The sequence below is a fragment of the Rhizobium etli CFN 42 genome (genome assembly GCF_000092045.1).
In the GTDB taxonomy this organism is placed as follows: domain Bacteria; phylum Pseudomonadota; class Alphaproteobacteria; order Rhizobiales; family Rhizobiaceae; genus Rhizobium; species Rhizobium etli.
Window position 1 is genome coordinate 3,977,501 of the sequence record NC_007761.1, and the last position, 18,422, is coordinate 3,995,922.

Sequence of the window (18,422 nt, forward strand, 5' to 3'; positions counted from 1 at the left end):
CATTTCTCATTTATCGCACAAACCGCTTTACGCGGCTTCGCTCACCGTCTGCCGCGTCCTGAACTGCAGCCGGTCCGAACCGTTCGTCACCTTCACCGTCGATCCATCCGGCACCTGGCCGGACAGGATCTGCTCGGCCAGCGGGTCCTGCACGAATTTCTGGATCACCCGCTTCAGCGGCCTGGCGCCGTAAATCGGATCGTAACCCTTATTCGCCAGCCAGTGGCGGGCTTCCTCGTCGAGATCGATGACGATCTTGCGTTCGGACAACAGCGCCACCAGCCGCTTCAGCTGGATGTCGACGATCGCGCCCATTTCCTCGCGCTTCAGGCGGTGGAAGAGGATGATTTCATCGATACGGTTCAGGAATTCCGGCCGGAAATGCCCGCGCACGACCTCCATCACTTGCTCGCGAACCGAGTCGCTGTCCTCGCCGTCCGGCAGCTGTGTGAGATATTCGGCGCCGAGGTTCGAGGTCATGATGATCATCGTGTTGCGGAAATCGACCGTCCGGCCCTGGCCGTCCGTCAGGCGTCCGTCATCCAGCACCTGCAGCAGGATGTTGAAGACGTCGGGATGCGCCTTTTCGATCTCGTCGAATAGGACGACCTGATAAGGCCTGCGGCGCACAGCTTCCGTCAGCGCTCCGCCCTCGTCATAGCCGACATAGCCGGGAGGCGCACCGATCAGTCGGGCGACGGAGTGTTTCTCCATGTATTCCGACATGTCCATGCGCACCATCGCCGTTTCGTCATCGAAGAGGAAGCGGGCGAGTGCCTTGGTAAGCTCCGTCTTGCCGACGCCGGTCGGGCCGAGGAAGATGAACGAGCCGATCGGCCGGTTCGGATCTTGCAGACCGGCGCGGGCGCGGCGGACGGCGCGCGACACGGCCTGAACCGCATCGCCCTGGCCGATCACAGATTTCGCCAGCTCGTCTTCCATCCGAAGCAGCTTGTCGCGTTCACCCTCCAGCATCTTGTCGACCGGAATGCCGGTCCAGCGGGAAACGACATGGGCGATATTGTCGGGGCTGACCACCTCCTGCACCATCGCACCGCGCTCGCCATCCTGCTTCTCCGCTTCGACCAGCTGCTTTTCGAGATCCGGAATGACGCCGTAGGTGAGCTCGCCGGCGCGCTGGAATTCACCCTTGCGCTGAGCAATCGCCAGTTCATTGCGGGCGTCGTCGAGCTGCTTCTTGAGATCTGCGGCAAGGCCGAGCTTCTGCTTTTCCGCCTGCCAGCGGGCCGTCAGCGCATGGGCTTCCTCTTCAAGCGCGGTGAGTTCGGTCTCCAGCCGCTTCAGCCGGTCGGCGGAAGCAACGTCGGTTTCCTTCTTCAGCGCCTCACGCTCGATCTTCATCTGGATGATCCGGCGGTCGAGTTCATCGAGTTCTTCCGGCTTGGAATCCACCTGCATGCGCAGTCGCGCCGCCGCCTCATCCATTAGATCGATCGCCTTGTCGGGCAGGAAGCGATCCGTGATATAGCGGTTGGACAGCGTCGCGGCCGCGACCAGCGCCGCATCGGCGATGCGAACCTTGTGATGCTGCTCGTATTTTTCCTTGAGTCCGCGCAGGATCGAGATCGTATCTTCGACCGTCGGTTCGTCGACGACGACAGGCTGGAAGCGGCGGGCAAGCGCCGGATCCTTCTCGACATGTTTACGATATTCGTCGAGCGTCGTTGCGCCGACGCAATGCAGCTCGCCGCGGGCAAGCGCAGGCTTTAGAAGGTTGGAGGCATCCATCGCACCGTCCGCTTTGCCGGCGCCGACCAGCGTGTGCATCTCGTCAATGAACAGTATGATCTCGCCGTTTTCCGCCTGAACTTCATTGAGGACCGCTTTCAGCCGCTCTTCGAATTCGCCGCGGTATTTCGCGCCGGCAATCAGCGCGCCCATGTCGAGCGCCATCAGCTTCTTGTCCTTGAGCGATTCCGGCACGTCGCCGTTGACGATGCGCAGAGCCAGACCTTCGACGATCGCCGTCTTGCCGACGCCCGGCTCGCCGATCAGCACCGGATTGTTCTTGGTGCGACGGGACAGGACCTGGATGGTACGGCGAATTTCATCGTCGCGGCCGATCACCGGATCGAGCTTGCCCTCGCGGGCCTCGCCGGTGAGATCCCGCGCATATTTCTTCAGCGAGTCGAAACCCTGCTCGGCATTGGCGGAATCCGCCGTCCGCCCCTTGCGGATATCGTTGATAACCTGGTTGAGGCCCTGGGCGGTTACGCCTGCATTCTTAAGCGTCGAGGAGGTCGAAGCCGTGGTTTCGATCGCCAGCGCCTGCAGCAGGCGTTCGACGGTGACGAAACTGTCGCCGGCCTTCTTTGCCGCCTCTTCAGCGGTCGAAAACACCTTGGCAAGCGGTTGCGCCAGATAGATGTTGCCGTTGCCGCCGGATATCTTCGGCAACTTGGCAAGGGCCGCGTCATTGGCAAGGCGGGCAGCCTTGGCATCGCCGCCGGCGCGCTCGATCAGCGACGCCGCCATGCCTTGATCGTCATCGAGCAGGACTTTGAGCACATGTTCGGGTGAAAATTGCTGATGCCCCTGCGCCAGCGCATAGGTCTGGGCCGACTGGATGAAACCGCGCACCCGCTCGGAATATTTCTCGATATTCATATTCTACCTCCATTGATCGCCCTGCCCTTACGAGGCGCAGACCGATGATTGAGATCGACCCCCTGAAAAGGCAGGCCGCGCCTGGCCCGTCTGAGATTTGGGCGAAGCAGTCGAGGAGAATATGGTACGCTGTTTCGGGAGTTTAAAGAGCCTATAAGACGAAAATCCCCGGCAGGAGGGCCGGGGATTTTCAAGGAAATTCGAACAGATGGCATGGGGGCCCGGCTCTCCGAAAAGAGTGGCCAGATCCCTTATTCCGATGCGACATCCGCCAGAACCGGCGCCTCTGCGGAAGCGCCCTCGCCTTCGGAGGCTGCATCGCCGTCTGCGCCGCGACGCGGGCGACGGGGACGGTTGCCGGGGCTACGACGACGGGGCTGGCGTTCGCGTGACTGGCCGGCAGAGCCTTCCTCGTCCATGGCGACCTCGGCAGGAATGCCTTCGATCTCCGGCTGCGGGCCGGTTCCGTCGATGATTTCGGGCTGGGGTGCCGGGGCAGGCGCCGCAACGGGTGCCGGCGCTGGCTTTGGCTGTGCCTGCGGCTGATGCTGCCTGCTCTGCGGCGGCTGGACGACGACGACATCGTCGCCGTCATTGTCGCTGGTATCGATCTCGTCGCTATCGCGATCCACCGCGTCGCGCTCATTAAAGTCGCTGCGGTCATCGCGCTGGAACCGCTCCTGCATCTGCGCCTGAGCGCTGGCGATGATCCGATTGTAATGTTCGGCGTGCTGAAGATAATTCTCAGCTATCACACGGTCGCCGGAGCTCTGGGCATCACGGGCAAGCTGCGCATATTTCTCGGCGATATGCTGTGCAGTACCGCGAATCTTCACATCGGGGCCGGAGCTGTCATAGGTCCGGGTCAGCGGGTTGCCGCCCTTGCGGTTGAAATTGTTGTTATTGTTATTTCCGCCGCCGCCATTGTTATTGTTGTTACCACGCCCTCGACCGCGCTTGTTTTGCTGTCCTGGCCTCATAGATCGTTCACCTGAATTCTCTGTTTGTGATGGATACATGGCACCAACCGCCATGACCGGAAAACCGCGTCAGGACCTTTGTGCCGCGAGCATACTGCGCCTTTGCGCCGACCTGCCGCTTGGTTCTCAAGTCAGTTTGACTGATTCACGCGTTGGGTCGTGTTCAACCGTTGAAACTCTCGTTTAAAAGAGCGGACCCCCGAGGCAAACCAAGTACCGAACGAATCTCGTTCATTCCTATCTGCCCAACACGTGTCCGCAACCTATATTGCTTCCCTGGGAAATCCAAGCCTTTTCTTCGCAATAACAATAATGTCCCGCCCGATGCCGCAATTATCGCCTTTTACGCGAGCGCGAAAACGAGCGCCCTGTCATTCTGACCATAATCTTTCACGGATTTCAGGCACCTGAAGCCTTTCGCTTCGAAGATCGCCGTCACATCGTTTCGCTGATCGTAGCCGATTTCCAGTCCGAGGATCCCATCGGGCCTCATGAACCTTACCGCATCCTTGGCTATGGCTTTGTAAGCGTCAAGCCCATCCGGGCCGCCATCCAGCGCTGCCACCGGATCAAATTTCGTCACTTCGGGAGCTAGATCGTGAATGACATTGGAGGCAATATAGGGCGGATTTGAGACAATCGCGTGAAAGGAGCCCTGGATGTTCTCGAACCATTTCGACTGCACGGCCTGAAAACGATCCTGCAACCCGTTTCTTTCTGCATTTGACTTCGCCGTCCTAAGTGCATCAGCCGATATGTCGCTGCCGATACCTGACGCCGCGGGACATTCGCTCAAGAGCGCGAGGCATATCGCCCCACTCCCGGTTCCGATATCAAGAATATGGAGATGGCGTTGCGCCTTTGCAAGGTCCTTCAGATAAGGAAGCACCGTATCGACCAGGATTTCCGTATCCGGGCGCGGCTCCAAAGTTCCCGACGACAAGCCAAGCGGCAGTCCGTAAAATTCCCGCTCGCCCAGAATACGATGCACCGGCTCATGGCCGAGCCGGCGTTCCACCGCCTTGAAAATCACTTCAATCTGCTCAGGTGAAAGCTTCTCGGCCGACCGCGTCAAAAGCTCCGTCGACGACAGTTTCAAAAGGCCTGCGACAAGCAGCCGCGCATCGGTCACCGGATCGACAATGCCCGCCTCTGTGAAACGACGGCGCGCTTCGGCAAGCATATCGGCGAGCGTAGCGCTCATTGTTGCTCGCCGAGCTGCGCCAACTGGCTTGCCTGATAATCGGCCATCAGTGCGTCGACGACCTCTTCGATCTCGCCTTCCATCATCCGGTCGAGCTTGTAAAGCGTCAGATTGATGCGATGGTCCGTGACGCGCCCCTGAGGGAAGTTATAGGTACGGATGCGCTCCGACCGATCGCCGGAGCCGACCTGACTCTTGCGATCGGCCGAGCGCTCGCTATCGGCCCGCTGCCTCTCGGCGTCATAGAGCCTGGAGCGCAAGACCTGCATCGCCTTGGCGCGGTTCTGATGCTGTGATTTTTCCGAGCTGGTGACGACGATGCCGGTCGGTAGATGAGTGATGCGTACCGCCGAGTCCGTCGTATTGACGTGCTGGCCGCCTGCGCCCGAAGAGCGCATCGTATCGATGCGGATGTCTTCCGGCCGAATTTCGATGTCGATCTCCTCGGCTTCCGGCAGCACCGCCACCGTCGCGGCCGAGGTATGGATGCGCCCGCCTGCTTCGGTCTCCGGTACGCGCTGCACACGGTGCACACCGGATTCGAACTTCAACTTGGCGAAGACCCCCCGGCCTGTGATCGTCGCAATGATCTCCTTGTAGCCGCCGGCTTCACCCTCACTTGCCGAGAGCACCTCTACCTTCCAGCCCTTTTCCGACGCGAAACGTTCGTACATTCGGAAGAGATCGCCAGCAAAAAGGGCAGCTTCCGACCCGCCGGTACCGGCACGGATTTCCAGGATCGCGCTCTTTTCATCGGCTGCGTCCTTCGGCAGAAGCAGGATCTGCATTTCCTGCTCCAGCGCCTCGATCCGCGCTCTCACTTCGGGCAATTCGAGTTCGGCGAGATCGCGCATCTCACGATCGACCGATTTGTCCTCAAGCAGCGTTTCGAGATCGGCAAGCTCGGCGACAGCCTTCTCATAGGCGCGGATCTTCGTCACGACAGGCTGCAGCTCGGAATACTCGGATGCGAGCTTCACATAGACATCGGCGGCCGGGCCGGCCGACATGCGCGCCTCGATCTCGCCGAATCGGCGTTCCAGCTCGCGCATCTTTTCAACGGGAAGCTTCGCCACCCTTCACTCCGATTCTTCTTATATTTCTCTAAAGGGGAATATTGTGGCTCTCGGCGAAGCGGGCAAGCACCTCGCGCATCGGCACCGTGCTGCGATGATCGTCCAGCACTTCGTCCATCACCTTCGCCAACGCTTCGACATCAAGCCCAAGCAGCATCGCCTTCACCGGGCCGATCGAGGCCGGCGACATCGAGATCGACCGAAAGCCGATGCCAAGCAGCGCCATTGCCGAAAGCGGCTTGCCGGCAAGCTCGCCGCAGAGCGTCACCGGCGTCTTGTTCCTGTTAGCCCCGCGCACAATGTCGCGCAGGATGCGTAAAAACGGCTTGCCGAGCGGATCGAAGCGGTCCGACACGCGCGCATTGCCGCGATCGACGGCCATCGAGAATTGGAACAGGTCGTTCGAACCGACAGAGACGAAATCAACCGCCGCCATCAGCTCATCAAGCTGCCAGAGCAACGCAGGCACCTCCAGCATCGCGCCGAATTGCAGCTTGCGCGGCAGCCCATGGCCGAAGCGCGACAGATGCTGCACTTCCTTCTGCAAGAGTTCGCGCACCGTCTTGAGCTCGGACACCTCGGTCACCATTGGCACCATTAGCTTCAGCTCGGTGTCGGCCGAGGCCTTCAGCAGCGCGCGCAGCTGGGTGCGCAGCAATCCCGGGCGGTCGAGCGACAGCCGGATGGCGCGCCAGCCGAGTGCGGGGTTTTCCTCCTCGTGGCCGCGGAAATAGGGCACGACCTTGTCGCCGCCGATATCGAGCGTGCGAAAGGTGACGACGCGGCCCGCCGCCTGTTTGATGACATTGCGATAGAACTGCTCCTGCTCGTCCGCCTTCGGCATGGTGGAGGCGATCATGAACTGCAGTTCGGTGCGGAAGAGGCCGATGCCCTCTGCACCCGATTCCGACAGCTGCGGCAGATCCACCAGCAGTCCGGCATTCATCATCAGCGAAATCCGCTGCCCGTCTCTGGTGACCGGCTCGATAGCTCGCAGCGCCCGGAACTGCTCCTGCCGCCTGGCCCGGAAGCGGACCTTTTCTTCGTAGGAACGGCGGTGGTCGGCCATTGGCCGCAGGTGCACATGTCCCTCGTCCGCATCGATGATGACGGCATCACCGTTCTCGGCGAGTGCCACCACGCCGGCCGCCTGGCCAATGACTGGAATGCCCATGGCGCGCGCGACGATGACCACATGGCTCGTCACTGCTCCTTCTTCCAGCACCAGTCCGCGTACATTGGCTCGGGGATAATCGAGCAGTTCGGCCGCTCCCATGGCCCGCGCCAGGATGATGGCGTCGCTGGGAAAGCCTTCGGCGGTCGTCCGCCCGGTATAACCCGTCAACTGTCTGAGCAACCGGTTCGCCAGATCCTCGAAATCATGCATGCGCTCGCGCAGATAAGGGTCGGTCAACCGCATCATGCGCGCCTTGGTATCGCTCTGCACTTTTTCGACCGCCGCTTCTGCCGTCAGGCCGTTGCGGATCGCCTCCTCGAGCTTGCGCACCCAGCCCTGGTCATGTGCAAACATCCGATAGGTTTCGAGCACTTCGCGATGCTCACCTTCCATCGACACGTCGCGGCGCGACAGCATGTCGTCGATCGAGATCCTGAGCGAGCCCATGGCTTCAGCCAGTCGCCGAATTTCCTTCTCCGCATCCTCGTTCAGCAGGTTGGTGACGACGATGCGAGGCTCGTGCAGCACGACATAACCGAGACCGATGCCGTCATTATAGGTGTCGCCGTCGATCGTCACCGAACGCGTCAGGTCGAGCTCGAGGCCCGGTTTGGTGATCTTCTTGAGTTCGCCGGTGGCAATCATCTCGGCGAGCACCATCGCCGTCGTTTCGAGCGCTTCCACCTCCTCGTCGCGATAGTTGCGGCTCGCCTTGTTCTGGACGACGAGAACGCCGAGCGAGCGCCCGGTCCTCAGGATCGGCACGCCGAGGAAGGAATGGTAGATTTCTTCGCCCGTCTCCGGCAGGTAGCGGAAGGCCGGATGCGACTGCGCGTCGGAAAGGTTCAGCGGCTGCGCCGAGGCCGCGATCGTGCCGACGAGGCCCTGCCCCATCTTCAGCTGCGCCAGGTGCACCGCCTCGCGGTTGAGGCCCTCGGTCGCGTAGAGTTCGAGCACACCGTCGGCGCGCAGCACATAGACGGAGCAGACTTCCGCCACCATGTTGCTGGCAATCTGGCGGACGATCCGGTCAAGACGATCCTGCGGCTCCAGCGGCTCTGCCATTAACTCGCGCAGCCGCCTGAGCAGCACGCGCGGACCGCCGGAAAGGTCTCTCATGGCGTCTCAAGCTCCCGAAACAACGCACTCAGTCCCGGCAGGCCGGCCCTCGTCTACTCAACCTGAAGGGGCAGGCCGCCCACTGGGAATCAATTCTTATCCAGACCGTAGCAGGAATGCAAAGTCCTGACAGCGAGTTCTGCATAGGGACCATCGATCAGGATGGAAATCTTGATCTCGGAGGTGGTGATCGCCTTGATGTTGATGCCTTTTTCGGCAAGTGCACGAAACGCGGTCGCCGCCACGCCGGCATGACTGCGCATGCCGATGCCGATGACTGAGACTTTCACCAGCCCCGATTCGTTCTGCACGACATCGTAGCCGATCTTCTCCTTATGGTCGCCGAGCACCTTGATCGCCTTCTCGACGTCGCCTGACGGCACGGTGAAGGTCATGTCGGTCTTCGATCCATCCTCGGAAATATTCTGGACGATCATGTCGACATTGATATGGGATTCGGCAAGCGGCCCGAAGATCGCCGCGGAGACGCCCGGCCGGTCGGCAAGACGGCGAAGCGAGATCTGAGCCTCATCCTTGGCATAGGCGATGCCGGTGACTACTTCCTGTTCCACGATTTCATCCTCGTCACAAATCAGCGTTCCGGGCGGGTTCAACAGATCGCCCATGCCCGGAGCATCGGGATCTTCGAAAGACGAGCGCACGAAGGTACGCACCTTGTGCACCATGGCAAGCTCGACCGAGCGCACCTGCAGCACCTTGGCGCCCAGCGAGGCCATCTCGAGCATTTCTTCGAAAGCGATCTTCTTCAGCCTGCGCGCCTGCGGCACGATGCGCGGATCGGTCGTATAGACGCCGTCGACATCGGTATAGATATCGCAGCGATCGGCTTTGACAGCGGCCGCGATGGCCACCGCCGATGTATCAGACCCGCCGCGCCCGAGTGTCGCAATGCGGTTGTCGGGTCCCAATCCCTGGAAGCCGGCGATGACGGCAACCTGCCCCTCGCCCATGCGCTTGATGATATCGGAACCGTCGATCTCCAGGATGCGCGCCGCACCATGGGCGTTGTCGGTACGGATCGGGATCTGCCATCCCTGCCAGGAGCGCGCATTGATATCCATCGCCTGCAGCGCAATCGCGAGCAGCCCCGAGGTCACCTGCTCGCCGGAGGCGACGACCGCGTCATATTCCCGCGCATCGTAAAACGGAGAGTTGGCGCCGATCACCTTCGGCGTGCCCTGCACCCATCCGACCAGCTCATTGGTCTTGCCGGACATGGCCGAAACCACCACCGCGACCTCGTGGCCGGCATCGACTTCGCGTTTCACGTGGCGGGCAACGTTCTTGATGCGGTCCAGGTCAGCGACGGACGTGCCGCCGAATTTCATTACGATGCGTGCCATATGCCTCTACCACGACTGGCGCCGGACAGCGGAAACCCGACCCGGCATCACGAAAGCTCTGGGGCGAACCGCGTGGCGAAAGAGCCGGACTCCCAATTTCTGGAACCGCTCTAACAGCCCAGGCCCTGAAGGCCCCAAGTTGCGGCGTCTCTTAGCGAGTTTGGCGGGGGGAGGCAAGCGCACGATATAAAGCAATTGCCGAGCGTCTCCACGCCCGTCGCTCCTCGATAACCTCCGCCCTTGACTTATGCCCCCGATCGTCCGACTTCACTTGTCACAAACGCAAGGAGAAGACGATGACGGAAGGCGCCAGGAGCACGATCGACCAGGGCGAAGTGAACCGCTTCTCGGCGATGGCGGCAGAATGGTGGAGCCCGACCGGCAAGTTCAAGCCGCTGCACAAATTCAACCCCGTCCGTCTCGGCTACATAAGAGACAAGGCCTGCGAGAATTTCGGCCGTGATCCGAAAAGCGCCCGGCCGCTCGAAGGTCTGCGCGTGCTCGATATCGGTTGCGGCGGCGGCCTGTTGTCCGAACCGGTCGCCCGCATGGGCGCCTCCGTCGTCGGCGCCGATCCTTCCGAGAAAAATATCGGCATCGCCTCGACCCATGCGAAGGCTTCCGGGGTTTCGGTCGACTATCGCGCCGTCACCGCCGAAGAGCTCGCCGAAGCCGGCGAGACTTTCGATATCGTCTTGAACATGGAAGTGGTCGAACACGTCGCCGACGTCGAACTCTTCATGACGACCTGCGCAAAGATGGTCCGCCCCGGCGGCCTGATCTTCGTTGCCACCATCAACCGCACGATGAAGGCGGCAGCCCTTGCCATCTTCGCCGCCGAGAACATCTTACGCTGGCTGCCGCGCGGCACCCACCAGTATGAAAAGCTGGTGCGCCCGGAAGAGCTGGAAAAGCCGCTTGCCGCAAGTGGTCTCGAGATCACCGACCGCACCGGCGTCTTCTTCAATCCGCTGTCGAACCAGTGGAAACTGTCGAGAGATATGGACGTGAACTATATGCTGCTGGCGAAACGGCCAGCTTGATCCGGCATTCATAAGCCGGCTACATTTCGGCATTGGGGCCAATGCGCCGGTTGAACTTCAGTGCACATCCTCCGGCAGAACCGGAATAGCAGCGATCTCGATGCCTTCTTCCACCAGCGCCTGCGCCTCGTCCAACGTCGCCTGGCCGATGATGCCGCGGGCATCCGCCTCGCCATAATGGATCTTGCGGGCCTCCTCGGGAAACTTCGTGCCGACATCCTCGGAATTGGCTTTGACGGCGGCGACGGCCTCTTTCAGTTTTTGCAGGGCCTCCTGCCGCATCGCGTCCATCGCCAGGGTCTGCCTCTCGTCCTTCTTGCGCGCCGTCGAAACGGAAGGCGCCATCAGAAGCTTGGAGATGGTGGCGGAATGGCAGACAGGGCAGGTCAGGAAACCGGTCGCGACCTGACGGTCGAAGTCGGCGCTTTCCGAAAACCAGCCTTCGAATTCATGGGCATTGTCGCAGGTGAGGGAATAGCGAATCAAGCGGCGACGCCTCCTGCGACTGCCCCCGCAATCTTTTCGACCGAGAATTCCCGGCCGTCCCTCAGGTTCGGGATCTTGTCATGCGCAGCCTTGACCGCGCCGGGATCGATCTCGGCGAGGATGACCGCCTCGCCGGTGGCGCCGGCCGAGGCCAGCACCGTGCCCCAGGGGTCGATGATTATCGAGTGACCGAAGGTCTCGCGCCCGTCCTCGTGCCGGCCGGCCTGCGCCGCGGCGATGACGAAGACACCATTCTCGATCGCGCGTGCGCGCAGCAGGATCTCCCAATGTGCTTCGCCCGTCTGCCGGCTAAATGAGGACGGAACCGTCATCACCTCGGCGCCGGCAACCGCCTGGGCACGGAAGAGGGCGGGAAAGCGCACATCGTAGCAGATCGCGAAACCCATTTCGGCAAAGGGCAGCGACAGGACGCGCGCCTCCGAGCCCGCCGTGTAGGCCGCACTTTCCCGCCAGCTCTCGCCATTGTCGAGGTCGACGTCGAACATATGGATCTTGTCGTAGCGGTTGAGAATCCTGCCGTCGGGACCGAACAGGAAACCGCGATTGGCGATCTTGCCGTCGGAAAGCGCGATCGCCGTTGAGCCGACATGCACATGAATGCCGAGCTCCCTGGCAAGCTCGGAACCGGTCTTGACGATGATGTCATGCGCCTCGTCTGCGAGCACGGCGCGCGCCGCGGCCCGGTCGCGCTGCAGCATGCCGGTCATCTCGGGCGTCTGCACATAGGTCGCGCCTTGGGCGGCAGCCTCGCGCACCAGCCGCGCCATGGAGGCAGCATTCTTGACCGGATCGACCCCGGAGCACATCTGGATGGCGGCAGCCTTGAAACTCATCGATTCTTCCTCACGCCGCCAGCATCGGATCAAGCTTGCCGGCGCGGTCGAGGGCAAAGAGATCGTCGCAGCCGCCGACATGTTCGGTGCCGATAAAAATCTGAGGGAAGGTGGTCCGCCCGTTCGACTTGCCGATCATCTCCTGGCGAAGGTCCGCGGAATAGGTCGCGTCGTGCTCGACGTAGTCGACGCCCTTTTCTTCAAGAAGGGACTTGGCGCGGCTGCAATAGCCGCAGAACTGCCGTGTATAGATCGTGACGGGTACCATGATATCTCCAGACGGATGCCGGGTATTTCTGTCATATAGGCTCGGAGAGAGCCCTTGCAAAGGTCAAAACCGTTATCTCGGCCGCACCCGCCTTGCGCAGCGTTCGGCTTGCGGCGGCAACCGTCGCCCCTGTCGTATAGACGTCGTCAACAAGGACGATGCGTTTGCCGGAAATGTCGTTCTCGCGACCCTTGGCAATCGCGAAAGCGCCTCTTACATTGTCCTCGCGCGCCTTGGCGCCAAGGCCGACCTGCTGACTGGTGCGCTTGACGCGGATGAGCGTTGCGGCAAACAGCGGCTTGCCCGATAGCCTCGCCATATCGCGGGCAAGTTCGGCAGCCTGGTTGAACTTGCGGGCCAGCATGCGGGTGCGGTGCAGCGGCACCGGAATCAGCGCATCGCAGCTTTCGACCGTCCCATCGGAAGCGCGCAGCATCCAGCCGGCCATCATCGGCGCCAGATCGGTGCGATCGCGATATTTCAACCCGTGAACGAGATCCCGGACGGCATGGTCGTGCGTCGCCGCTGACCGCAGCCGGTCGAAAGGCGGCGGATTGGCGATCGCCTCGGCGCTGAGGATGCCGGCGCCGAGATCATGTGAGAAGGGAATGCCGAGCACTTCGCAATAGGGCCGCTCGATGAATCGGATGCCGGACCAGCATTTCGCACACAGTCCGCGATGGCCGCCGGTCGAAATGCCGCAGACGGAACAGGCGGGCGGATAGAGAAAATCGGCAAGCGCCGAAAACGGCCGCAGGAGATGCGCCCGGAGCAAATCTGCCGGCCATTCGGAATCGATCCGTTTCATAAAGTCGAGACTAGCCTGTTCTCTTCGAAAGGAAAATCGCCTTGCCGCTTCAGCGAGCCGGGACTATGGACATCCCATGGAAACGATCTTCGACAGAGCTCTGATCGCCGCACATCGCCATCGCGCGCTTGTCAACAACGACCTGAAAGCCGCTTTCCTGCTCGACATCGCGGCCGAGGAAATGGCCGAGAGACTTGATGTCGTCGAGCGGCGCTTCGAAACCGCCGTTGAATTGCATGGCATGACCGGTGCAGCCGCCCGCGCGGCAATGACGACGGGCAAGATCGGCACGATGATCCGCGTCGAGAGCGAGAAGGCCTATGCGGGCCCGGGCGAAACCTTGATCGAGGCGCCTCTCGAGGAGGTGCCGCTTGCGCCGCAATCGGCCAATCTTATCCTCGCGCCGCTCAGCCTACATCTGACCAACGACACGCCGGGTGTTTTCATCCAGATTCGCCGCGCCCTGAAGCCGGACGGCCTGTTCCTGGCGGCCATCCCCGGCGCTAGCACGCTGCAGGAACTGCGCGACGTACTCTTGGCAGCCGAGGTCGAGATGACGGGCGGTGCAAGCCCGCGCGTCATCCCATTCGCCGATGTGCGCGATGTCGGCAGTCTGATGCAGCGCGCCGGCTTCACCCTTCCGGTGATCGATGCTGAGAACTATACGGTCCGGTATGACTCGCTCTTTCCGCTCATGCACGATCTCAGGGCGATGGGCATGAGCAATCCGCTTGCAGCCCGCAGTCGCATGCCGCTGACGCGCGCCTTCTTCCTGCGCGCGGCGGAGATCTACGCCGAGCGCTATTCCGATCCCGACGGACGTATTCGCGCGACATTCTCGATCATCTATGTCTCCGGATGGGCTCCGCATGACAGCCAGCAGAAGCCGCTCCAGCCGGGCTCGGCCAAAGCACGCCTTGCCGACGCGCTGAAAGTGGACGAACACAAGGTCAGGCAGTGATCGTCGGCACCTTCGTCAATTGACGGTGATATTGTTGGTGACCACGTTGAAGACGTTCTGCAGGCTGCCGGTGAAGATGCCGAGACCGGAGACAAGCGCTGTGCAAATGATGGCGGCGATCAGGCCGTATTCCACCGCCGTTGCGCCTGTGTCGTCCGCAAGAAATGCTTTCCAAAGACGCATACCCCAACCTTCTGCGTGAACCGCCTGACAACCATCAATTCCACGGCCACCGGGCGATGGCCGTCATTCCAAGCATCCGGCTTCAGCAACCGACGCCGACGCCGTAGCCTTGGACGACGCAGACCGAACCGGGCGTATCCTGAAGGACGCTACGACGAATCGTATAGTGCTTGCCGCTTTCGTTCTTCGGAATCGATCCGGTCGTGATCGTATCGAAATCGACCGGTGCGCTCGCAAACACGCTTTTCTTCGAGGAATCCGCAAGCATGGGCGTCAGAATCAACGTCAGCGCGACCACCGCCGTGCCGAACAGAAGGGCGATATTGAGCGCACCCGTCCTGCGCGAGGCAGACGAGGCCCGTTCCTTTTCCCGGACAGCTTTCCAGAAATCATCGTCCATGACGTCAAGCCTTTTATACACGCACGCCAGATGCTTGATTGAGGCCGATCTTTGGCAGAAGGTGTTAAACGATCCATTAATATCCACAGCCGAAAACGCCGCGCCGCAATAATAATCAGCTAATGCTAATACATCTTGCCCGGAAGCGTGCAGCGGTTTCAGGATAACGACATGCAATGCTATAAGCGCATCACGCCCCCGATCAAGTTCAACGGGCGCGTTTTAAAGCAAATCCTGCAGCATCGGGATAAGCGGCTCGTCGGCCGGCGGCATGGGGTAGTCGCGCAGCGCCTGCGCACGCACCCATTTCAAAGCCTGCCCCTCACGGCCCTGGGCAGTCCCCTCATAGCGCCGGCAGATATAAAGCGGCATCAACAGGTGGAACGTGTCGTAGGAATGGCTGGCAAAGGTCAGCGGCGCGAGGCACGCGATCTTGGTCTTGACACCAAGCTCTTCCTCGAGCTCGCGCACCAGCGTCTCTTCCGGAGTCTCGCCGGGCTCGACTTTCCCTCCGGGAAATTCCCAGAGCCCCGCCAGCGACTTTCCCTCCGGACGCTGTGCCAATAGGATACGCCCATCTGCATCGATCAACGCACAGGCGGCGACCAGCAGTATTTTTCGGCCTGCCTCGCTCATCGCGCCTCTCGCTGCCAATAGCAATAATGATAGGCGTCGCGAAAACCGAGGCGCTCGTAAAGCGCGATGGCCGGCCGATTGGAAAGCCTGACCTGCAGCCAGGCCGAGCGGGCGCTGCGCATGCGCGCCCAGCGCAGCGCCGAGGTGAGGATTTCGGTGCCGAGCCCCTCGCGCCGCCTCGTTTCGCAGACTGAAAGCGACATGATGCCGGCAAGATCGTTGTCCTGGACGCAGAGCACGGTTGCGAGCGGTCCCTCCACGGCATTCTCGATCATGAACAGACCCGACGGCGGCTTGATCGCCGAAATGATTTCGGCAAGCGCCGGCTTCAAGCTCAGCGGCCCCCTGTCGACCGCGAGGTTGGCATCGACGAAACGGCCGACATCATGGGTTGGCAGATGATCGAGCGTATCCGGCAGCTCGGCCTCGGCGAGATCGCAGGTCATCACCACGGTCTCGTCGAACCGCGTCCAGTTCCGGGCGCTGAGAAGCTCGATCAGCACCGGTGAGGCGAGCGGCGTCTGACGGACCACGGCGGCGCGGCCATAGGCCTCGAACTTCCGGCTCGCCTTTTCCAGACGGATCTCGACGTCGCGATGGTCCGAGGGGTCGAGCGGTACGATGGAGTTCAGCCGGTTGGACGGGTGGCCCGCCGTCAGCCGCACCTGCCAGCTGCCATCATATTGCACGGACGCCGCCGGCCAGGCGCGAAAGCCGACGGCCTCCAGCCTGCGGACCAACGGCAGATTCTTTGAAGATATGGATGCCTGCACCAATGGACGATCAGCTCCGATAGTCGCCATTGATTGCAACATATTCCTTGGTGAGGTCGCAGGTCCAGACGGTTGCCGACCCAGTGCCGAGGCCGATATCGACTTTAACGGGGATATCCTGCGCTTTCATCACATTCGAGGCGGCTGCCTCGGAATAATCCGGGTCACGCTCGCCGTTGACGGCGACCCTGATGTCCCCGAACCAGATGGCGAGCCGGTCACGGTCGGCCATCTCGCCGGATTTGCCGACCGCCATGACGATACGGCCCCAATTGGCGTCTTCGCCGGCGGCCGCCGTCTTGACGAGCGGCGAATTGGCGATCGACAGCGCAATACGCTTGGCGGCGGCATCGCTCTCGGCGCCCGTTACAGTGATTTCGAGCATCTTGGTGGCGCCTTCGCCGTCGCGCACCACCTGCAGAGACAGGTCCTTCAGCACTTCGTTCAGGGCCGCCCTGAAAGCAGCAAGGCGCGGATCATCGGCGCGTTCGATGCGGGCTTGGCCGTCCTCGGCCGCAGCCCCCGTCGCAAACAGCATCAGCGTATCGGAGGTGGACGTGTCGCTGTCGACGGTCATGGAATTGAAGGTCGGCCCGACGCCGTCGGACAAAAGCACCTGCAGCGCTTCGGACGCGATGTCGGCATCCGTGACGACGAAGGAGAGCATCGTCGCCATGTCGGGCGCAATCATGCCGGCGCCCTTGGCAATGCCGTTGATCGTCACGGCCACGCCGCCGATCTCGGCGCTGCGGGTCGAAACCTTCGGATAGGTATCGGTCGTCATGATCGCCTTGGCGGCTTCGAACCAGAAATCGCCAGTCGCCTCGGCCTGCATCCTGTCAAGAACGCCGGCGAATTTGGTGGCGTCGAGCGGCTCGCCGATGACGCCGGTCGATGCCAGATAGATCTCGTTTTCGCCGCAGCCGACGGCCGCAGCAGCCGACTTCGCCGTCAGCGCAGTCGCTTGGCGGCCCTTCATGCCGGTAAAGGCATTGGCGTTGCCGGAGTTGACGACGACGGCGCGCGCAGTGCCGTGCGGCAAGTTCGCACGGCAGAAATCGACTGGCGCGGAGGGGCATTTGGATCGGGTGAAGACGCCCGCGACCGATGCCGGCTTATCGAAGACCATCATCAGCACGTCGGTGCGGTTCTTGTACTTGATGCCGGCCGAAGCCGTCGCCATGCGCACGCCGCGCAGCGAAGGCATCGGAACGAAGGATTTCGGGGCGAGCGGCGAAACGGAACCGGACATGATGAAACCTGCCAATGAGCATTTCCCGGCGACTGAAAGAACCGGCTCGCCGTCCGGAAATGCGACAACAACGATAGCGAAGGGCCCGGAAGAACCGGGCCCTGATGCGAATATTACTGCTTCGGCGCCGGCTGGGGGGGCTCGCTGCCTGGCTCCGGCTGCTTGTTGGCCTCGTCGTAACCCTTGCGCAGCGTCTCGTCCGAGATCTCGATCTTGGCAGACGACTTGGCCTGGTTGAGGAGGGCAAGATACTTGTCGCGCATGACGAGCTGACGAACCTGGTCCTGCACTTGGTCGAAAGGCGGCGGCGGAGCGTCGCGCTTGTCCTCGACCTTGATGACATGATAGCCGAAATCGGTCTTGACGGGCGTCTTGGAATAGGCGCCCTTCTCGAGCGCAAAGGCTGCGTCCTCGAATTCCTTGACCATGCGGCCGCGCGAGAAATAGCCGAGATCGCCGCCTTCCGACTTGTTCGGATCAGTGGATTTTTCCTTGGCGAGTTCGGCGAAATCCTTGCCGGCGTCGAGCTGCTTGATGATGTCCTTGGCTTCATCCTCGGTCTTCACCAGGATGTGGCGGGCGTGGACTTCCTCCTGCTTCGGCAGGGCTGCGACTTCCTTGTCGTAACGAGCTTTGATTTCGTCAGGCGTCACGGTGTCGACGACGTGCTTCTTGAAATAGGCATTGTGAAGCTCGCGGTCGGTGAGATACTGCATGCGCTTCTTGAATTCGTCGGTCTGCTCGAGCTTCTCCGTCGTCGCGCCGGCCGCAAGCAGCTTCACATCGATGGCGGCGGACAGCGCTGCGACCTTCTTCTGGTCGTCTGGAAGCTGTGCCAGCTGCGGATCGAGGTTGGCGACGGCGAGATCGAGCTCAGACTGGTGGATCTCCAGATTGCCGACCTTGGCGACGACGGCGTCCTCTGCATGGGCAGGAGCCTGGAATGCAACAAAAGTTGCAAACGCCAGCACGGCGAATTTATTGGTGCTCAACATCAAATAACCCTTCACAGTTACATCGCCGGCTTCAGCATCGCCTATTCCAGCTCAAAATAGCCATCAACACCGGATTGTGGCCTTTCTGTATCCGCCAAATCCGTTGACATCATTCGACCCCCCTCTTATCTGTCACGCAACCTCGCGTCCAGAACAGTTTCCGGGCGTTTCAAGGCGTGCGCCTTATTTTCGGCTGGGCCGCGAACAAGAAACGT

Annotated in this window: 18 protein-coding genes; 2 read left to right on the forward strand and 16 right to left on the reverse strand. The window is 61.4% G+C overall.

Annotated elements, in window-relative coordinates; translation table 11 throughout:
- Nucleotides 1-27 precede the first annotated feature (27 nt).
- The 6 genes from clpB to RHE_RS19210 all read right to left on the reverse strand — a co-directional run bounded on the left by clpB (nt 28) and on the right by RHE_RS19210 (nt 9,548).
- Nucleotides 28-2,628: an ATP-dependent chaperone ClpB gene (gene clpB, locus RHE_RS19185; RefSeq protein ID WP_011426954.1), complete on the reverse strand. Its 2,601-nt coding sequence runs from the start codon at nt 2,626-2,628 to the stop codon at nt 28-30.
- A 251-nt stretch (nt 2,629-2,879) separates the two neighbouring features.
- Nucleotides 2,880-3,608, reverse strand: a complete 729-nt coding sequence (locus tag RHE_RS19190; protein ID WP_011426955.1) for a DUF4167 domain-containing protein — start codon at nt 3,606-3,608, stop codon at nt 2,880-2,882.
- A gap of 343 nt (nt 3,609-3,951) precedes the next feature.
- The gene (gene prmC / locus RHE_RS19195) at nt 3,952-4,812 is read right to left on the reverse strand and encodes a peptide chain release factor N(5)-glutamine methyltransferase (protein ID WP_011426956.1); all 861 of its coding nucleotides are present in this window, start codon (nt 4,810-4,812) and stop codon (nt 3,952-3,954) included.
- The gene (gene prfA / locus RHE_RS19200) at nt 4,809-5,888 is read right to left on the reverse strand and encodes a peptide chain release factor 1 (RefSeq protein WP_020922380.1); all 1,080 of its coding nucleotides are present in this window, start codon (nt 5,886-5,888) and stop codon (nt 4,809-4,811) included. The genes prmC and prfA overlap by 4 nt, the downstream gene beginning before the upstream one ends.
- Nucleotides 5,889-5,916: 28 nt before the next feature.
- The gene (gene ptsP / locus RHE_RS19205; RefSeq protein WP_011426958.1) at nt 5,917-8,184 is read right to left on the reverse strand and encodes a phosphoenolpyruvate--protein phosphotransferase; all 2,268 of its coding nucleotides are present in this window, start codon (nt 8,182-8,184) and stop codon (nt 5,917-5,919) included.
- Nucleotides 8,185-8,273: 89 nt separating this feature from the next.
- The gene (locus RHE_RS19210) at nt 8,274-9,548 is read right to left on the reverse strand and encodes an aspartate kinase (RefSeq protein WP_011426959.1); all 1,275 of its coding nucleotides are present in this window, start codon (nt 9,546-9,548) and stop codon (nt 8,274-8,276) included.
- Nucleotides 9,549-9,844: 296 nt separating this feature from the next.
- Here RHE_RS19210 and ubiG point away from each other — a divergent pair, with 296 nt between their 5' ends.
- Nucleotides 9,845-10,591, forward strand: a complete 747-nt coding sequence (gene ubiG / locus RHE_RS19215; protein WP_011426960.1) for a bifunctional 2-polyprenyl-6-hydroxyphenol methylase/3-demethylubiquinol 3-O-methyltransferase UbiG — start codon at nt 9,845-9,847, stop codon at nt 10,589-10,591.
- Between the two features lie 57 nt (nt 10,592-10,648).
- Here ubiG and RHE_RS19220 read toward each other — a convergent pair whose 3' ends face one another.
- From RHE_RS19220 to RHE_RS19235, 4 genes are read right to left on the reverse strand one after another with little or no spacing between them, the layout of a single operon-like run.
- On the reverse strand, nt 10,649-11,077 hold the full coding sequence (locus tag RHE_RS19220; RefSeq protein WP_011426961.1) for a DUF1178 family protein: 429 nt from the start codon (nt 11,075-11,077) through the stop codon (nt 10,649-10,651).
- Nucleotides 11,074-11,931 carry a carbon-nitrogen hydrolase family protein gene (locus tag RHE_RS19225; RefSeq protein WP_011426962.1) on the reverse strand — a complete coding sequence of 286 codons (858 nt, stop codon included), beginning with the start codon at nt 11,929-11,931 and terminating at the stop codon, nt 11,074-11,076. The genes RHE_RS19220 and RHE_RS19225 overlap by 4 nt, the downstream gene beginning before the upstream one ends.
- 10 nt (nt 11,932-11,941) lie before the next feature.
- Entirely contained in the window at nt 11,942-12,199 is a 258-nt protein-coding gene (grxC, locus tag RHE_RS19230) for a glutaredoxin 3 (RefSeq protein WP_042119047.1), read from the reverse strand.
- A gap of 31 nt (nt 12,200-12,230) precedes the next feature.
- Entirely contained in the window at nt 12,231-13,007 is a 777-nt protein-coding gene (locus RHE_RS19235) for a ComF family protein (RefSeq protein WP_011426964.1), read from the reverse strand.
- A 76-nt stretch (nt 13,008-13,083) separates the two neighbouring features.
- Between RHE_RS19235 and RHE_RS19240 the strand changes: the two genes are divergently transcribed.
- On the forward strand, nt 13,084-13,968 hold the full coding sequence (locus RHE_RS19240) for a methyltransferase domain-containing protein (protein ID WP_011426965.1): 885 nt from the start codon (nt 13,084-13,086) through the stop codon (nt 13,966-13,968).
- Nucleotides 13,969-13,983: 15 nt separating this feature from the next.
- On the opposite strand, the gene RHE_RS19245 is transcribed toward RHE_RS19240, so the two are convergent.
- From RHE_RS19245 to RHE_RS19270, 6 genes are all read right to left on the reverse strand, one after another.
- Complete coding sequence (locus RHE_RS19245; RefSeq protein WP_020922387.1) at nt 13,984-14,151, reverse strand: Flp family type IVb pilin; 168 nt, start codon at nt 14,149-14,151, stop codon at nt 13,984-13,986.
- Nucleotides 14,152-14,233: 82 nt separating this feature from the next.
- Nucleotides 14,234-14,551 (reverse strand): hypothetical protein, encoded by a 318-nt coding sequence (locus tag RHE_RS19250; RefSeq protein ID WP_011426966.1) that lies wholly within the window; start codon nt 14,549-14,551, stop codon nt 14,234-14,236.
- A 222-nt stretch (nt 14,552-14,773) separates the two neighbouring features.
- A complete protein-coding gene (gene mutT, locus RHE_RS19255) occupies nt 14,774-15,187 on the reverse strand; it encodes an 8-oxo-dGTP diphosphatase MutT (RefSeq protein WP_011426967.1) in 414 nt (137 codons plus the stop codon).
- Nucleotides 15,184-15,990 (reverse strand): GNAT family N-acetyltransferase, encoded by an 807-nt coding sequence (locus tag RHE_RS19260; protein WP_011426968.1) that lies wholly within the window; start codon nt 15,988-15,990, stop codon nt 15,184-15,186. Before RHE_RS19260 ends, mutT begins: the two co-directional genes overlap by 4 nt.
- Nucleotides 15,971-17,212 (reverse strand): bifunctional glutamate N-acetyltransferase/amino-acid acetyltransferase ArgJ, encoded by a 1,242-nt coding sequence (argJ, locus tag RHE_RS19265; protein ID WP_011426969.1) that lies wholly within the window; start codon nt 17,210-17,212, stop codon nt 15,971-15,973. Before argJ ends, RHE_RS19260 begins: the two co-directional genes overlap by 20 nt.
- A 113-nt stretch (nt 17,213-17,325) precedes the next feature.
- A complete protein-coding gene (locus RHE_RS19270; RefSeq protein WP_011426970.1) occupies nt 17,326-18,207 on the reverse strand; it encodes a peptidylprolyl isomerase in 882 nt (293 codons plus the stop codon).
- Nucleotides 18,208-18,422: the final 215 nt, after the last annotated feature.

Excerpts from the sequence above, each read along its gene's own strand:
- clpB (WP_011426954.1), bottom strand. The coding sequence starts at position 2,628 with ATGAATATCGAGAAATATTCCGAGCGGGTGCGCGGTTTCATCCAGTCG.
- RHE_RS19190 (WP_011426955.1), bottom strand. The coding sequence starts at position 3,608 with ATGAGGCCAGGACAGCAAAACAAGCGCGGTCGAGGGCGTGGTAACAAC.
- prmC (WP_011426956.1), bottom strand. The coding sequence starts at position 4,812 with ATGAGCGCTACGCTCGCCGATATGCTTGCCGAAGCGCGCCGTCGTTTC.
- ptsP (WP_011426958.1), bottom strand. The coding sequence starts at position 8,184 with ATGAGAGACCTTTCCGGCGGTCCGCGCGTGCTGCTCAGGCGGCTGCGC.
- RHE_RS19210 (WP_011426959.1), bottom strand. The coding sequence starts at position 9,548 with ATGGCACGCATCGTAATGAAATTCGGCGGCACGTCCGTCGCTGACCTG.
- ubiG (WP_011426960.1), top strand. The coding sequence starts at position 9,845 with ATGACGGAAGGCGCCAGGAGCACGATCGACCAGGGCGAAGTGAACCGC.
- RHE_RS19225 (WP_011426962.1), bottom strand. The coding sequence starts at position 11,931 with ATGAGTTTCAAGGCTGCCGCCATCCAGATGTGCTCCGGGGTCGATCCG.
- grxC (WP_042119047.1), bottom strand. The coding sequence starts at position 12,199 with ATGGTACCCGTCACGATCTATACACGGCAGTTCTGCGGCTATTGCAGC.
- RHE_RS19235 (WP_011426964.1), bottom strand. The coding sequence starts at position 13,007 with ATGAAACGGATCGATTCCGAATGGCCGGCAGATTTGCTCCGGGCGCAT.
- RHE_RS19240 (WP_011426965.1), top strand. The coding sequence starts at position 13,084 with ATGGAAACGATCTTCGACAGAGCTCTGATCGCCGCACATCGCCATCGC.
- RHE_RS19245 (WP_020922387.1), bottom strand. The coding sequence starts at position 14,151 with ATGCGTCTTTGGAAAGCATTTCTTGCGGACGACACAGGCGCAACGGCG.
- RHE_RS19250 (WP_011426966.1), bottom strand. The coding sequence starts at position 14,551 with ATGGACGATGATTTCTGGAAAGCTGTCCGGGAAAAGGAACGGGCCTCG.
- mutT (WP_011426967.1), bottom strand. The coding sequence starts at position 15,187 with ATGAGCGAGGCAGGCCGAAAAATACTGCTGGTCGCCGCCTGTGCGTTG.
- RHE_RS19260 (WP_011426968.1), bottom strand. The coding sequence starts at position 15,990 with ATGGCGACTATCGGAGCTGATCGTCCATTGGTGCAGGCATCCATATCT.
- argJ (WP_011426969.1), bottom strand. The coding sequence starts at position 17,212 with ATGTCCGGTTCCGTTTCGCCGCTCGCCCCGAAATCCTTCGTTCCGATG.
- RHE_RS19270 (WP_011426970.1), bottom strand. The coding sequence starts at position 18,207 with ATGTTGAGCACCAATAAATTCGCCGTGCTGGCGTTTGCAACTTTTGTT.